The organism is Pigmentiphaga sp. NML030171, from assembly GCF_002188635.1.
GTDB lineage: Bacteria > Pseudomonadota > Gammaproteobacteria > Burkholderiales > Burkholderiaceae_B > Pigmentiphaga > Pigmentiphaga daeguensis.
Genome location: NZ_NINX01000041.1, coordinates 102,396 through 117,357, shown reverse-complemented (window position 1 = coordinate 117,357; position 14,962 = coordinate 102,396). Strand labels below are relative to the sequence as shown.

At 66.1% G+C, this 14,962-nt stretch carries 13 protein-coding genes and 2 tRNA genes; 6 read left to right on the top strand and 9 right to left on the bottom strand.

Annotated elements, in window-relative coordinates; translation table 11 throughout:
* Positions 1–140: 140 nt before the first annotated feature.
* The 3 genes from nadA to CDO46_RS21405 all read right to left on the bottom strand — a co-directional run bounded on the left by nadA (position 141) and on the right by CDO46_RS21405 (position 2,367).
* The gene (gene nadA / locus CDO46_RS21415; protein ID WP_087840620.1) at positions 141–1,280 is read right to left on the bottom strand and encodes a quinolinate synthase NadA; all 1,140 of its coding nucleotides are present in this window, start codon (positions 1,278–1,280) and stop codon (positions 141–143) included.
* 204 nt (positions 1,281–1,484) lie between these two features.
* Positions 1,485–1,560 (bottom strand) — tRNA-Val (locus CDO46_RS21410).
* Between the two features lie 57 nt (positions 1,561–1,617).
* Complete coding sequence (locus CDO46_RS21405) at positions 1,618–2,367, bottom strand: AraC family transcriptional regulator (RefSeq protein ID WP_087840619.1); 750 nt, start codon at positions 2,365–2,367, stop codon at positions 1,618–1,620.
* An 89-nt stretch (positions 2,368–2,456) separates the two neighbouring features.
* Here CDO46_RS21405 and CDO46_RS21400 point away from each other — a divergent pair, with 89 nt between their 5' ends.
* Positions 2,457–3,035 carry a cyclase family protein gene (locus CDO46_RS21400; protein WP_087840618.1) on the top strand — a complete coding sequence of 193 codons (579 nt, stop codon included), beginning with the start codon at positions 2,457–2,459 and terminating at the stop codon, positions 3,033–3,035.
* Positions 3,036–3,055: 20 nt separating this feature from the next.
* Positions 3,056–3,568: a flavin reductase gene (locus tag CDO46_RS21395; RefSeq protein ID WP_087840617.1), complete on the top strand. Its 513-nt coding sequence runs from the start codon at positions 3,056–3,058 to the stop codon at positions 3,566–3,568.
* 57 nt (positions 3,569–3,625) lie between these two features.
* Here the strand turns inward: CDO46_RS21395 and CDO46_RS21390 are convergent, their stop codons facing one another.
* The 6 genes from CDO46_RS21390 to CDO46_RS21365 form a co-directional block, all read right to left on the bottom strand.
* Positions 3,626–3,964, bottom strand: coding sequence for an HU family DNA-binding protein (locus tag CDO46_RS21390; RefSeq protein WP_165404624.1), 339 nt, complete (start codon positions 3,962–3,964; stop codon positions 3,626–3,628).
* 188 nt (positions 3,965–4,152) lie between these two features.
* Positions 4,153–6,585, bottom strand: a complete 2,433-nt coding sequence (gene lon / locus CDO46_RS21385; protein ID WP_087840615.1) for an endopeptidase La — start codon at positions 6,583–6,585, stop codon at positions 4,153–4,155.
* 488 nt (positions 6,586–7,073) lie between these two features.
* Complete coding sequence (gene clpX, locus CDO46_RS21380) at positions 7,074–8,336, bottom strand: ATP-dependent Clp protease ATP-binding subunit ClpX (RefSeq protein WP_087840614.1); 1,263 nt, start codon at positions 8,334–8,336, stop codon at positions 7,074–7,076.
* 2 nt (positions 8,337–8,338) lie between these two features.
* Positions 8,339–8,995 (bottom strand): ATP-dependent Clp endopeptidase proteolytic subunit ClpP, encoded by a 657-nt coding sequence (gene clpP / locus CDO46_RS21375; protein WP_087840613.1) that lies wholly within the window; start codon positions 8,993–8,995, stop codon positions 8,339–8,341.
* Positions 8,995–10,305, bottom strand: a complete 1,311-nt coding sequence (gene tig, locus CDO46_RS21370; RefSeq protein ID WP_087840612.1) for a trigger factor — start codon at positions 10,303–10,305, stop codon at positions 8,995–8,997. The genes clpP and tig overlap by 1 nt, the downstream gene beginning before the upstream one ends.
* 193 nt (positions 10,306–10,498) lie before the next feature.
* Positions 10,499–10,585 (bottom strand) — tRNA-Leu (locus CDO46_RS21365).
* Positions 10,586–10,801: 216 nt separating this feature from the next.
* On the opposite strand from CDO46_RS21365, the gene CDO46_RS21360 reads away from it, so the two are divergent.
* The 4 genes from CDO46_RS21360 (at position 10,802) to dapE (ending at position 14,935) form a co-directional block, all read left to right on the top strand.
* Positions 10,802–11,509, top strand: a complete 708-nt coding sequence (locus CDO46_RS21360; RefSeq protein ID WP_087840611.1) for a helix-turn-helix domain-containing protein — start codon at positions 10,802–10,804, stop codon at positions 11,507–11,509.
* Between the two features lie 92 nt (positions 11,510–11,601).
* Complete coding sequence (gene dapC / locus CDO46_RS21355) at positions 11,602–12,810, top strand: succinyldiaminopimelate transaminase (RefSeq protein ID WP_087840610.1); 1,209 nt, start codon at positions 11,602–11,604, stop codon at positions 12,808–12,810.
* Positions 12,811–12,948: 138 nt separating this feature from the next.
* Positions 12,949–13,779, top strand: a complete 831-nt coding sequence (dapD, locus tag CDO46_RS21350) for a 2,3,4,5-tetrahydropyridine-2,6-dicarboxylate N-succinyltransferase (RefSeq protein ID WP_087840609.1) — start codon at positions 12,949–12,951, stop codon at positions 13,777–13,779.
* 25 nt (positions 13,780–13,804) lie between these two features.
* On the top strand, positions 13,805–14,935 hold the full coding sequence (gene dapE / locus CDO46_RS21345; RefSeq protein WP_087840608.1) for a succinyl-diaminopimelate desuccinylase: 1,131 nt from the start codon (positions 13,805–13,807) through the stop codon (positions 14,933–14,935).
* The last annotated feature ends 27 nt before the right edge of the window (positions 14,936–14,962 follow it).

The following is a 14,962-nucleotide window of genomic DNA, read 5'->3' as shown; positions in this document are numbered from 1 at the left end:
GAATACTCCGGTCGGATGCCAGCGGCACGACGGCCATACAAGCAAAATGCCCACGGGCTCAAGGCCAATGGGCACCCATTAGTGTGGAGCCGATTCTAGCATGGCGCCTGGGGCTGGACGCCTTGCGCGACCGGCGCGGACTACGCCGGACCGACCGCGGAAAACAGTGCTGCGTCGCGCGCCAGGTCGCCGCTGGCCTGGACCCGGCGGTCGCGGCGGGCGGCGAAGTCCAGCATGCGGTCGATCGGCCGGCGCGCCTGCCGCCCCAGCGCCGGATCCAGCAGGATTTCGCCCGTGCCCCGCTCCAGGCATCCGGCCAGGTTCTCCAGTCCGTTCATGGCCATCCACGGACAATGCGCGCAGCTCTTGCAGGTCGCGCTTCCCCCCGCCGTCGGCGCCGCGATGAAAATCTTGCCGGGAGCGGCAAGCCGCATCTTGTGCAGCAGGCCCTGGTCGGTGGCCACGATGAAATGCGTGGCGTCGAGTTCGCGCGCGGCCTTGATCATCTGCGCGGTCGAGCCCACCACGTCGGCCTGGTCCACGACGGCGGGCGGCGATTCCGGATGCACCAGCACCTTGGCCTGCGGATGTTCCGCCCGCAGCAGTTCGAGCTCGATGCCCTTGAACTCGTCGTGCACCAGGCACGAGCCCTGCCACATCAGCATATCGGCGCCGGTCTGCGACTGGACGTAGGCGCCCAGGTGGCGGTCGGGCGCCCACAGGATCTTTTCCCCGCGGGCGTGCAGGTCCGCGACGATGTCCAGCGCGATGGCCGAGGTCACGGCCCAGTCCGCCCGGGCCTTCACGGCCGCGCTGGTATTGGCGTAGACCACCACGGTGCGGTCGGGATGGGCATCGCAGAAGGCCGAGAACTCGTCCAGGGGACAGCCCAGGTCCAACGAGCAGGTGGCGTCCAGGTCCGGCATCAGCACGCGCTTCTCGGGGCTGAGGATCTTGGCCGTTTCCCCCATGAACCGCACCCCCGCCACCACCAGCGTGCTGGCCGCGTGGTCGCGGCCGAAGCGCGCCATCTCCAGGGAATCCGCGACGCAGCCGCCCGTCTCGTCGGCCAGTTCCTGCAATTCGGCATCCACGTAGTAATGCGCGACCAGCACCGCGTTCTCGCGCTGGAGCAGTGCCCGGATGCGCGCCTTCAGTTCGTCCCGCCGCTGCCCCGGCAAGTCCTCGGGCACCTTGGCCCAGGCCTGCCCTACCGAGCACGAGCCGCCGGCGGCCGTGGGCGAATCGAAATCGAAAGTGCGAAGCAGCGTCTGGCTCATCCTGTCATCCGTCCATTTATGCTCATACTGAGCATTTTTTGGGTAAAAAAATATCGACCGGACTTATGCTAAATATGAGCATAACGAATGTCAATAGCGAAAACCCGAAAACGCATGGCGACATGCCGTAAAGCAAGCACCAAAAGAAAAAGGGCCTGGATGACTCCAAGCCCTTGATCCCGACACGTATGCGCTTCGACAGAGTGGTGGGTGCTACAGGGGTCGAACCTGTGACCTACGCCTTGTAAGGGCGCCGCTCTACCAACTGAGCTAAGCACCCTCTGCGATACGACTCGTGACTCGGCGCGTATTGTAGCGGATTGCCCGGGCACCTGCATCAGCCGCCCCGCGGCAGCCGGCTGGGCGGATAACCGTAGAACTTTTTGAATGCCTGCGCATACGCGCCCTCGGTGGCATAGCCCACCGCCAGCGCGATATCCAGTTGCCGCCAACCCTGCGCATGCAGTTCGGCCGCCCGGGTCATCCGTGCATAGTTGCGCCATTGCTGGAAGGACATGCCGGTATGGGCCACGAACGCGCGCTGGATGGTCTTCTCGCTGGCTCCCGCCACGCGCGCCCACGCCCCCAGCGAACGATTGTCGGCCGGATCCTGTTCCAGCGCGCGGCAGATGGGCGCGATGCGCGCATCGCCCGGGATCTGTATGCCCGGCTCGGTCCAGGGCGCCGACGCCAGTTCGTCGGCCAGCACGCGCGCCCTGCGCAGGCGCTGTTCGCCCCCGCCGCCATCCGGACTCCAGCTTGCCGCGTCCAGGATCAGTTCCCGCAGCAGCGGCCGCACGCAGACGACCACGCAGCGTCCCGCGTCGTAGAAATCCGGCTCGACGTAGACACTGTGATATCGAAAACTGCGGTCCATCAGCACGGCGTGCGGCACGCCGCGCGGTATCCACGCCGCCCTGTCGGGCGCGAGCCGTATCACCCGCTGCCGGGTCTCCAGCAGCGTCGAGCCCTGCTCGGGATAAAGCAGTTGCCCCACTTCATGGCTGTGCATGGCGGCGTGCGCCGCGCGCCCTTCCCTGACCACGATGCGCAACGGAAACCGTTGCGGGGCGACGATGCCGGACATGTCCGATCCTCAATGAAATCTGGCCGAGATGCGACGGCGCGAGAAACAGCGCCGGTCGATGATGCAGGCGTCATCAACCGGAGCCCCTCATGTACATCGACCTCACGCTTTCCATCGACATCCAGGACCCCATTATCGCCAAAGCCAGCGCCGATCCCGACAGCTACATGTCGCGCGGCCACATCGGCACCCATCTCGACGTCTACGGCGGCCAGGCCTTCCCGCCCGCCCACTACTGCATGCGGCGAGGCCTCTTGATCGACGCGCGGGACGCCGGCGACGAAATCGGCCTCACGGTCCTGGCCGGCCGCGAGTTCCAGGCCGGCGACTTCCTCATCTTCCATACCGGTCATCTCGCCCGCCACGTCTACGGCTCCCGCCCGTACTACCAGAACCAGCCGAAATTCTCGTGGGACCTGGTCCGGCACCTGGCCGAGCGCGATACCGGCTTCATCGGCCTGGACTTTCCCGGTATGCGGCCCGGCCCCGAGCACAACACCGCGGACCGCATCGTGGGCAGCCGCGGCGGCTACGTCATCGAGAATCTGGCCAATGTGGACAGATTGCATGCCCAGGCCGGCGACCGGACGTTCCTGGTCTGCACGGGATGGACCGGCTTCCAGGGCTCGACGGGACTGTCGTGCCGTGTCGTTGCCCACCTGGACTGAGACCGCAGGAGAAGCCCGCCATGACCTCGCATCCTGTTGCTCCCCCCCACCCCGACGGCAGCGCCTATCGCGCCGCCATGGCCCGCCTGGGCGCCTCGGTGCACATCGTCACCAGCGCGGGCCCCGCGGGCCGCGTGGGCCTGACGGCCTCGGCCGTCTGCAGCGTGACCGACGACCCGCCCATGCTGCTGGTGTGCCTGAACCGGCGCTCGTCGGCCCACGACGCGACGCTGGCCAACGGCGTACTGTGCGTCAACACGTTGGCCGCCGGCCACAAACCCCTGTCGCGCCGGTTCAGCGGCGGCGGGGACATGGACGGCCGGTTCGCGCAAGGCGCGTGGAGCCGCCTGGAAACGGGCTCGCCGGTCCTGGAGGACGCGATGGCCGCGTTCGACTGCCGCATCGTCGACACGACGCGGCAGGGCACGCACACCGTCATGTTATGCGAGGTCCAGGGCTTACGCACGGGAGAGGCGCCGGCCGGCCTGTTCTATTTTTCGCGGACGTATCACGCGTTGGGACCGGCAACCTAGGGACGAAAAAAAACCCTGGCGCCAAACCAGGGTTTCTCGTCACGAAGTGCGTGCGCCTTAGTTGACGGCGTCTTTCAGCGCCTTGCCCGGACGGAACTTCGGCACCTTGGCCTTCTTGATCTTGATGGCTTCGCCGGTGCGCGGGTTACGGCCGGTGCGGGCCGCGCGAGCGCTCACCGCGAAAGTGCCGAAACCGACCAGCGTCACCGTGCCGCCCTTCTTGAGCGTCGTTTTCACCGCTCCCACCAGCGCATCCAGCGAACGGCCGGCAGCCGCCTTGGAAATGTCGGCTTGCTTGGCGATGTGGTCGATAAGCTCGGTCTTGTTCATTAGGCCCCTCACAAGGTCTATCTGTGGAAAAAATTTTTGGTCCCGATGCGAGTCCGCAAGGGGCACCCCCGAAGAGCGACGTACCCCGCCGGGACTGCTCTTACGGGTACGAAACGCAGACGGCTATTTAATCCTCGGGCAGAAAGTCGTGTCAAGGGAAACCCGCTGGAAAACCGCGTAAAACCTCATGTTTCCGCATGTGACGAAAAAAAGAGGGCACTTGCGTGCCCTCTTCCATGCCCCGGACCTCGGGATCAGTGCTTCATGACGGGATCCGTGGCCGCTCCGCCTTCGGCGGCCACATGGGCCTCGACCTTGCCCTCGGCCTTCGCGGCCTCTTCCTCGGGCAATGGCTCGGGCAGCCGCTCCAGCGCGAGTTCGAGCACCCGGTCGATCCAGCGGACCGGCACGATCTCGAGGTGGTTCTTGACCGTATCCGGAATCTCCGCCAGGTCCTTGGCGTTCTCCTCCGGAATCAGCACGGTCTTGATACCGCCGCGGTGCGCCGCCAGCAGCTTCTCTTTCAGGCCGCCGATGGGCAGGACTTCGCCGCGCAACGTGATCTCGCCGGTCATCGCCACGTCGGCGCGCACCGGAATGCCCGTCAACGAGGAAACGATGGCCGTGGTGATCGCCGCGCCCGCGGACGGACCGTCCTTGGGCGTGGCGCCCTCGGGCACGTGCACGTGCATGTCCTTCTTCTCGAACACGGCGTGATCGATGCCCAGACGGCGGGCGCGCGAACGCACCACCGAGCGCGCGGCCTCGACCGACTCCTTCATGACGTCGCCCAGCGAACCGGTGCGCTGGATGGCGCCCTTGCCCGGCATGACCGCCACTTCGATCGTCAGCAGGTCGCCGCCCACCTCGGTCCATGCCAGACCGGTCACCTGGCCGATCTGGTTCTCCTTCTCGGCCACGCCGAAGGTGTAACGGCGCACGCCCAGATAGTCGTTCAGGTTGTCCGCCGTGACGACCACTTGCCGCTTGTCGCCCTTGAGCAGCAGGCCCTTGACCACCTTGCGGCAGATCTTGCTGACCTCTCGCTCCAGCGCGCGCACGCCCGCTTCCCGGGTGTAGTAGCGCACGATGTCGCGCAGGGCCGATTCCTCGACCTTGAGCTCTTCGGCCTTCAGCCCGTTGTTCTTCATCTGCTTGGGCAGCAGATGCTGCATGGCGATGTGCACCTTCTCGTCTTCGGTGTAACCCGACAGGCGGATGACCTCCATCCGGTCCAGCAACGCCGGCGGAATGTTCAGCGTGTTGCTGGTCGCCACGAACATCACGTCGGACAGGTCGAAATCGACCTCGACATAGTGGTCCTGGAAGGTGTGGTTCTGTTCCGGATCCAGCACCTCGAGCAGCGCCGACGCCGGATCGCCACGGAAATCCATGCCCATCTTGTCGACTTCGTCGAGCAGGAAAAGCGGATTGCGCGCGCCGACCTTGGAGAGGTTCTGCAGGATCTTGCCCGGCATCGAACCGATATAGGTACGGCGGTGGCCGCGGATCTCGGACTCGTCGCGCACGCCGCCCAGCGCCATCCGCACGAACTTGCGGTTGGTCGCCTTGGCGATCGACTGGCCGAGCGAGGTCTTGCCGACCCCCGGAGGGCCGACCAGGCACAGGATCGGCGCCTTGACCTTGTCCACGCGCTGTTGCACCGCAAGGTATTCAAGAATGCGTTCCTTGACCTTCTCGAGCCCGTAGTGGTCGTCGTTGAGCACCTCTTCCGCGTGCGGCAGGGAATTGTTGACCTTGCTCTTCTTCTTCCACGGCAGGCCGACCAGCGTGTCGATGTAGTTGCGCACCACGGTAGCCTCGGCCGACATGGGCGACATCAGCTTGAGCTTCTTGAGCTCGGCATCGGCCTTCTTCTTGGCCTCCTTGGGCATGTGGGCGGCGATGATCTTCTTCTCGAGTTCCTCGAAGTCGGCACCGTCCTCGCCTTCGCCCAGTTCCTTCTGGATGGCCTTGACCTGCTCGTTCAGGTAGTACTCGCGCTGGCTTTTCTCCATCTGCTTCTTGACGCGACCGCGAATGCGCTTCTCGACCTGGAGAATGTCGATCTCGGTCTCGAGCTGGGCCAGCAGCGCTTCCAGGCGCTCGGAGGTGGAGAACACCTCGAGCATCTTCTGCTTCTGTTCCAGCTTGAGCGGCAGGTGCGCCGCGATGGTGTCGGCCAGCCGGCCAGGCTCGTCGATGCCCGACAGCGAAGTCAGGATCTCCGGCGGGATCTTCTTGTTCAGTTTGACGTACTGGTCGAACTGCGACACGATCGCGCGCCGCAGGGCCTCGGTTTCCGAGCCCTGGCCCCGGTCGGGATCGATGGGCACCAGTTCGCAGGCGAAATGCGCGCCCAGGTCGTCGATGCGCGTGATACGGGCGCGCTGGGCTCCCTCGACCAGCACCTTGACGGTGCCGTCGGGCAGCTTGAGCATCTGCAGGATGCTGGCCAGGCAGCCGATCTCGTAGATGTCGTCGGCCGAGGGCTCATCCTTGGCGGCCGACTTCTGGGCCACCAGCATGATGCTCTTGCCGGCTTCCATCGCGGCTTCCAGCGCCTTGATGGACTTGGGCCGGCCCACGAACAGCGGGATGACCATGTGCGGAAATACGACCACGTCGCGCAGCGGAAGCAGCGGCAACTCGATCGGTTCGGGAGGGAGTATCTGGCTCGCAGACATGATTCGTCCTCGAATTTGAATGCAATCAGGATGAGGGCGTAAGCGTGGATTTCAAGCGTCGGCGGGCAACGTGGTCTGCTGGAACTGCCGGGCGCATGCCCTTTTCCCGCACAGCACGCCCGGGAAAAGCGTATGAACCCGAAGAGAGGCGCAGAGTCATCATTCGCCCACAGGCCATTGATTTACACGCCATGGCCCAATGTAGCATAGGTGGGGTCCCCCCCTACGCCCTTCGGGCGCCCCCCAGGGGGCGATGCGGGTGGACCGGCAAAGCCGGATCCACCGCATCCTGGGGTAACAACGGGCTGGCGGAGACTGGCGATACTGCCAAACGCCTGGCTGGATTGGAAAAGAACAACGGCCTTGCGCGCAAACAAGGCCGTTTTCTTTTCCTGATCGTTCCCCAGACCCAGGGCACAGCGGATCCGGCTTTGCCGGTCCGCCAGTGCCGCCCCCTGGGGGGCGCGCGTCAGCGCGTAGGGGGGGCCCTACTTATTGGCGACCTTGGGCTTGTCGCCGTAGATCAGGAGGGGGATGCCTTCGCCGGTGATGGCGTTTTCGTCCAGGACGACCTTGACGACGTTGCCCTGGGTGGGCAGTTCGTACATGGTGTCGAGCAGCGCGGCTTCGATGATGGAGCGCAGGCCGCGGGCGCCGGTCTTGCGCTTGAGCGCCTTCTGGGCGATGGCCAGGAGAGCCTGGGGCCGCACGTCCAGTTCGGCGCCTTCCATGGCCAGCAGCTTCTGGAACTGCTTGACCAGGGCGTTCTTGGGCTCGACCAGGATCTGGATCAGGGCCTCCTCGTTCAGCTCGTCCAGCGTCGCCACCACGGGCAGGCGGCCGACCAGTTCGGGGATGAGGCCGAACTTGATCAGGTCCTCGGGCTCGACTTCGCCGAACAGCGCGCTGACCGAGCGCTCCGACTCCGCCTTGACCGAGGCGCCGAAGCCGATGCCGGACTTTTCGGTGCGGCCGCGGATGACTTTCTCCAGCCCGTCGAACGCGCCGCCGCAGATGAACAGGATGTTGGTCGTGTCGATCTGCACGAAATCCTGGTTCGGGTGCTTGCGGCCGCCCTGCGGGGGAACGGAGGCGACGGTACCCTCGATCAGCTTGAGCAGGGCCTGCTGCACACCTTCGCCCGACACGTCGCGGGTGATGGACGGATTGTCGGCCTTGCGCGAGATCTTGTCGATCTCGTCGATGTAGACGATGCCGCGCTGGGCCTTTTCCACATCGTAGTTGCAGTTCTGCAGCAGCTTCTGGATGATGTTCTCGACGTCCTCGCCCACGTAGCCGGCCTCGGTCAACGTGGTGGCGTCGGCGATCACGAACGGCACGTTCAGCAGGCGGGCCAGCGTCTGGGCCAGCAGCGTCTTGCCCGAACCGGTGGGGCCGATCAGCAGGATGTTGCTCTTGGACAACTCGACGTCGTCCGTCTTGCCGCCGGCATGACGGATGCGCTTGTAGTGGTTGTACACCGCCACCGACAGGATCCGCTTGGCCCGGGTCTGGCCGATCACGTATTGGTCGAGGATCTCCTTGATCTCGGCCGGCGTGGGCAGTTCGGACTTGGCGCCGGTCTTGACGTCGGCGGCCACTTCGTCACGGATGATGTCGTTGCACAGGTCGATGCACTCATCGCAAATGAACACCGACGGTCCGGCGATCAGCTTGCGAACCTCATGCTGGCTCTTGCCGCAAAACGAGCAATAGAGCAGCTTCTCGTTCGACCCTTTCTTTTCCGACATGCTCAACCCTGTTCGGTACGACTGCTGAAGACTTTGTCGATCAAGCCATACGATAGCGCATCGGCCGCCGACATGAAATTGTCGCGCTCGGTGTCCACCGCGATGCGTTCGATCGGCTGGCCGGTGTTCTCGGCCAGGATCCGGTTCAGGCGCTCGCGCAGGTACAGGATCTCGCGCGCGTGGATTTCGATATCCGTCGCCTGGCCCTGGGCGCCGCCCGAGGGCTGGTGGATCATGATGCGGGAATTGGGCAGCGAGATCCGCTTGCCCTTGGCGCCGGCGGCCAGCAGGAAAGCGCCCATGCTGGCGGCCAGGCCGGTGCAGAGCGTGGCCACGTCGGGCTTGACGAACTGCATGGTGTCATAGATGGCCATGCCCGCGTACACCGACCCGCCGGGCGAGTTGATGTACAGCGAGATGTCCTTCTCGGGATTTTCCGACTCCAGGAACAGGAGCTGGGCCACGATCAGGTTGGCGGTGGCATCGGCCACCGGGCCCACCAGGAAGATGATCCGCTCTTTCAGCAGACGCGAGTAGATGTCGTACGCACGCTCGCCCCGGCCGGACTGTTCGATCACCATCGGCACGTAGCCGAGGGCCTTGGGGCCGAGAGACTCGGCCCCGTACATGGATGCGTAGAAATCTACGAAGCGTTGCATTAGGCAGTTCCCATCAATTCATCGAAGGAGACTTGCTCGTCCTTGACCTTGGCCTTGGACAGCACGTGCTGGACGACGTTGTCCTCGAGCACGATGGCCTCGATTTCGGCCAGGCGAGCCTTGTCCGTCAGATAGTAGCGCACGACTTCCTCGGGCTTCTCGTAGCTCTGGGCGAAGTCCTCGATGCGGGCGCGGATCTGGTCGGGCTTGGCCTTGAGGTTCTCGGCCTTGACCAGCTCCGAAACCAGCAGGCCCAGGCGCACGCGGCGCTCGGATTCCGAGGCGAAGGCCTCGGCCGGGATCGGCAGCTTGTCGGCGTTGGGCACGCCGCGCTGGCGCAGGTCCTCGCGGGCCGCTTCGATGCGGCGCTCGGTGTCGTCGTTGACCAGGGCCTTGGGAATGTCGAAGGTCGCGGCCTTGGCCAGCGCATCCATCACGCTCGACTTGGTGCGGGCCTGGGTGCGGCTGCGCACTTCGCGCTCGAGGTTGGCGCGGATGTCGGCACGCAGCTTCTCGACGTCGCCTTCGGCCTGGCCCAGTTGCTTGGCGAACTCGGCATCGACCTGGGGCAGCACGCCCTCTTCCACCTTCTTGACGGTGATGGTGAACTCGGCGGTCTTGCCGGCGACTTCGGCCGAACCGTAGTCGGCGGGGAACGTCAGCGGGAACACCTTGGTCTCGCCGGCCTTCATGCCGCGCGCGGCCGCTTCGAACTCGGGCAGCATGCGGCCCTGGCCGAGCACGAACGGGAAGTCCTCGGCGGTACCGCCCTGGAACGCGACGCCGTCGATGGTGCCGGCAAAGTCCAGCGTCACGCGGTCGTCGTCGCCCGCGGCCCGGCCTTCGCGCTCTTCGAACGTCACGCGCTGCTTGCGCAGGATGTCCACCGTGCGATCGACCTCGGCATCACCCACTTCGCTCTTGGCGCTGGTGACTTCCAGGGCGGTCAGGTCGGGAATGGCGACTTCCGGGTAGACCTCGAACGTGGCGCTGAAGGCCACCACGTCGTCGGCCACGCCTTCGGTCTTGGGCTCGACGGACGGCGAACCCGCCAGGCGCAGCTTGGACTCGGCCACGACCTTTTCCAGGGCGTCGCCGATCTTGGCGTTCAGCACTTCCATGCGCACTTCGGGACCGTAGGTACGGGCCAGCATGGGCAGCGGGACCTTGCCGGGACGGAAGCCCGGCATCTTGGCGGTGCGGGCCAGGCGCTTGAGGCGCGTCTCGACTTCTTTTTCGATGTCGGCCACCGGCACGGAAAGATCAACGCGGCGCTCAAGCCCCGACAGGGTTTCAACCACAGGCTGCATGCAAAAACCTATATTGAGTATGTGTAATCGACAGAACCGGACACCCGCGCCGCGAGAGGCACCGCAACCAGAGATCGATCCGGGCATTCGCGAATTGTGCCACAGCCCCCGTGCGGCGCCGCAGCGCCGCGCGGGGGCTCCGGAAGCCGCCTTGCCGGCTGCGGCCGGACACCACCAGGGTTGTTCAAACTTGTGGTGCGACCGAGAGGAATCGAACCTCCACAGGATTTCTCCCGACAGGACCTAAACCTGTTGCGTCTACCAATTTCGCCACGGTCGCACATCAGAAACCGGATTGTAACCCGAGTCTCCGAAAAGGCCCGGCGCCCCCCGCCTCCCGCCCGGGGGCGACGGCCCCGCCGGCCCGCCAACCATTGTTTTCGCTCGGCGCGCACGTAGCGGCCCCGGCGGGGCGCCCGTTTACCGTTATTGATCATCCTCACCAAAACGTTGGGATAGATTGCCATTGCAATCCCGCAACGCATTCTTACCCGCAATGATAGAAACCCATACGCCAGAAGTCGCCGTCCTGCTCGGGGAGACCGGCCGCGATTACGAAATCGCGGACGAGCTGATGCGTGCCGGCTTCAGCGTCTACGTCTGCACCAGCTCGCAGGAAGTGCATGCGCTGCTGCGAGCGGGCAAGAACCCGGTGGTGCTTGCCGACGCGGCGCGGGCGGCGGCGTTCGACAGCTATTCGCTGACCCGGCTCGTCTACATCCCGCCCGATCCCGGCCAGGCCGCCGACAAGCCCCATGTGGAAGTCCGCGTGCTGGGCGCCGATCCGAGCGCCGAGCTGCTGCCCATCCTGCGCGCCATGCGGCGCCATCTCGCCCTGGCCGCGCCGCGCCTGGCCGAACCGCCGCCCGAGACGCCCACGCCGGCGCTGTGGCTCCTGTCCACGCCCCCGCGCCGCCTGACGAGCCCCGAAGGCCGCAGCCTGCCGCTGACCCTGACCGAATGGCAGTTCATCAGCCATCTTTTCGGCGAGCGCAACCGTACCCTGACCTTCGCCCAATGGCAGGCCGTCTCGGCCAAGGACGGCGCCCGCCAGTTGCACAACGTCGCGGTCCTGGTCAGCCGGCTGCGCCGCAAGGCCCAGCGGCACGGCATCACCCTGCCCCTGGAGGCCGTCCGGGGCGTGGGCTACTCCTTCACGCAGCCCTGCGGGGACCTGGCGTCGGGAACCAGGCAGGCCGGCTAGCCGCTACGCGACCGCTGCCCCCCCCGGAGGGCGCTTGTTGCCTTGGGGCGGCCCCACGGCAAAATGCCCGCCCCGAGGTTACAATCGCGGCCATGAATCCACGCCTCGGGCTGCTGCAGCCCTATCCCTTCGAAAAACTGCGCGCGCTGTATGCCGATGTCGTGCCGCCCGCCAGCCTGCGTCCCGTCAGCCTGTCCATCGGCGAGCCCAAGCACGCCACGCCGGCTTTCATCGAGGACGCCATCCGGCAGAACCTGTCCGGGCTGTCGGGCTACCCCCCCACCAAGGGCTCGCCCGCGCTGCGCGCCGCCATCGCCGGCTGGCTGGAACGGCGCTACGGGCTGCCCGCGATCGATCCCGACACGCAGGTGCTGCCCGTGCTGGGCTCGCGCGAGGCCTTGTTCGCCTTCGCGCAGGTGGTGATCGACGGCGCGCGGCAGCCCCGCGTGCTGTGTCCCAACCCGTTCTACCAGATCTACGAAGGCGCCGCGCTGCTGGCCGGCGCCCGTCCCACCTTCGTCAACGCCGACCCGGCGCGCAACTTCGGCTGCGACTGGGCCTCGGTCTCGCCCGCCGAATGGGGAGAGACCCGGCTGGTCTACGTCTGCTCGCCCGGCAATCCGGCGGGCAACGTCATGGACCTGGACGAATGGAAGTACCTGTTCGAGCAGGCCGACAAGTACGGCTTCATCATCGCCTCGGACGAGTGCTATTCCGAGATCTACCTGGACGAGGCCGAGCCGCCGCTGGGCGCGCTCGAGGCGGCCCACCGCCTGGGCCGCGGCGACTTCCACAATATCGTGGTGTTCTCCAGCCTGTCCAAGCGCTCGAACGTGCCCGGCATGCGCTCCGGCTTCGTGGCGGGCGACGCCAGGCTGCTGGCCAGGTTCCTGCTGTACCGCACCTACCATGGCAGCGCGATGAGCGACGTGGTCTCGGCGGCCAGCATCGCGGCCTGGAACGACGAGGAACACGTGCGCGAGAACCGGCGCATGTACCGCGAGAAATTCGACGCTGTCCTGCCCATCCTGCAGGAGGCGATGGATATCCAGCGCCCGCAGGCCTCGTTCTACCTCTGGCCGCGCACGCCCATCGACGACGCCGAGTTCACCCGCGGCCTGCTGGCGCAAGAAAACGTCACGGCCCTGCCGGGCAGCTACCTCGCGCGCGAGACCCCCGCCGGCAACCCCGGGGCCAACCGCGTACGCCTGGCGCTGGTGGCGCCGCTGGACGAATGCGTCGAGGCGGCCCACCGCCTGGCCCGCTACGCCCGCTCGCTGCCGACCAGCCGCATCGCATGAACGACTAGAACACCCATACCGCATGTAAACACACCCCACCCAGGGCACAGCGGATCCGGTTCCGCCGGTCCGCCAGTGCCGCCCCCTCGGGGGACGCGCGCAAGCGCGTAGGGGGGTCCTTCTATTGGATATCCGACCATGAGCCAAGACCTCAAGACCGTCATCGAACAAGCCTGGGAAGACCGCGCCTCGCTGTCGCCCTCTTCTGCCCCCGCCGCCGTCCGCGAAGCCGTCGAGCACGTCCTTGCCGGGCTGGACAAGGGCGAACTGCGCGTGGCCGAGAAGCAGAACGGCGACTGGACCGTCCACCAGTGGATCAAGAAGGCCGTGCTGCTGTCCTTCCGCCTGGAAGACAACGTCGTGATGGGCACCGGCCCGGGCAGCGCCCTGCAGTTCTACGACAAGGTACCCAGCAAGTTCGCCGGCTACAGCGCCGAGGACTTCAAGCAAGGCGGCTTCCGCGTCGTGCCGCCCGCCGCCGCCCGCCGCGGCTCGTTCATCGCCCGCAACGCCGTGCTGATGCCCTCTTACGTGAACATCGGCGCCTACGTCGACGAAGGCACCATGGTCGATACCTGGGCCACCGTGGGCTCGTGCGCGCAGATCGGCAAGAACGTGCACCTGTCGGGCGGCGTGGGCATCGGCGGCGTGCTCGAACCGCTGCAGGCCAACCCCACCATCATCGAAGACAACTGCTTCATCGGCGCCCGTTCGGAAGTCGTCGAAGGCGTGATCATCGAGGAAAACTCGGTCCTGTCCATGGGTGTGTTCATCGGCCAGAGCACCAAGATCTACAACCGCGAAACCGGTGAGATCACCTACGGCCGCGTGCCCTCGGGCTCGGTGGTCGTGCCCGGCAGCCTGCCCTCGGCCGACGGCAAGTACAGCCTGAACTGCGCCGTGATCGTCAAGCGCGTCGATGCGCAAACCCGCGTCAAGACCAGCATCAACGACCTGCTGCGCGCCTGACCCCGGACTTTCCAACGCACTCGCCATGACCACTTCCGTCCTGTCCCTGGTTGAAGAACTGATCCGCCGTCCCTCGGTCACGCCCGAGGACGAAGGCTGCCAGGCCTTGCTGGCCCAACGCCTGGCGGCGCTCGGCTTCGCCTGCGAAACCATCGCGGGCGGCGGGGTGGTCAACCTGTGGGCGCGGCGCGGCGCCGAAGGGCCGCTGGTGGTCTTCGCCGGCCACACCGACGTGGTGCCGCCCGGCCCGCGCGAGCAATGGCATACCGACCCGTTCGTGCCCACGCAGGTCGACGGGAACCTGTACGGCCGCGGCGCGGCCGACATGAAAAGCTCGATCGCCGCCTTCGTGGTTGCGGCCGAGGAATTCATCGCGCACAACCCCGACCATCCCGGCTCGATCGGCCTCCTGATCACCTCCGACGAGGAAGGGCCGGCCACCGACGGTACCGTCAAGGTCTGCGAGCAGCTCGTGGCCCGGGGCGAGCGCCTGGACTACTGCATCGTGGGCGAACCCACGTCGTCCGTGCAACTGGGCGACACCATCAAGAACGGCCGCCGCGGATCGCTGTCCGGGCGGCTCGTGGTCAAGGGCATCCAGGGCCACGTCGCCTATCCGGAAAAAGCGCGCAACCCCATCCACCAGTGCGCGGGCGCGCTGGCCGAGCTGGCAGCCACCGAATGGGACCGGGGCAACGAATACTTCCCGCCCACCACCTTCCAGATTTCCAACTTCCACAGCGGCACGGGCGCCACCAACGTCGTGCCGGGCGAAGCGGTCATCGACTTCAATTTCCGCTTTTCCACCGCCAGCACCGCCGACGACCTGAAAACCCGCGTGCTCGCCGTCCTTGATCGCCACCAGCTCGAATACACGGTGGACTGGACCCTGAGCGGCCTGCCTTTCCTGACGCCGCGCGGAACGCTGTGCAGCGCGCTGGGCGACGCCATCGCCGCCGAGCTCGGCATCGAGGCCGAGCTGTCCACCACCGGCGGCACCTCCGACGGCCGCTTCATCGCCCGGATCTGCCCGCAGGTCGTGGAGTTCGGCCCGGTCAACGCCACCATCCACAAGGTCAACGAACACATCGCCGTGGATAGCCTGGAGCCGCTGAAGAACGTCTACCGCCGGACGCTGGAAGCGCTGCTGAGGTGATGCTTCCTCCTAGGCGCTTACGCGCGC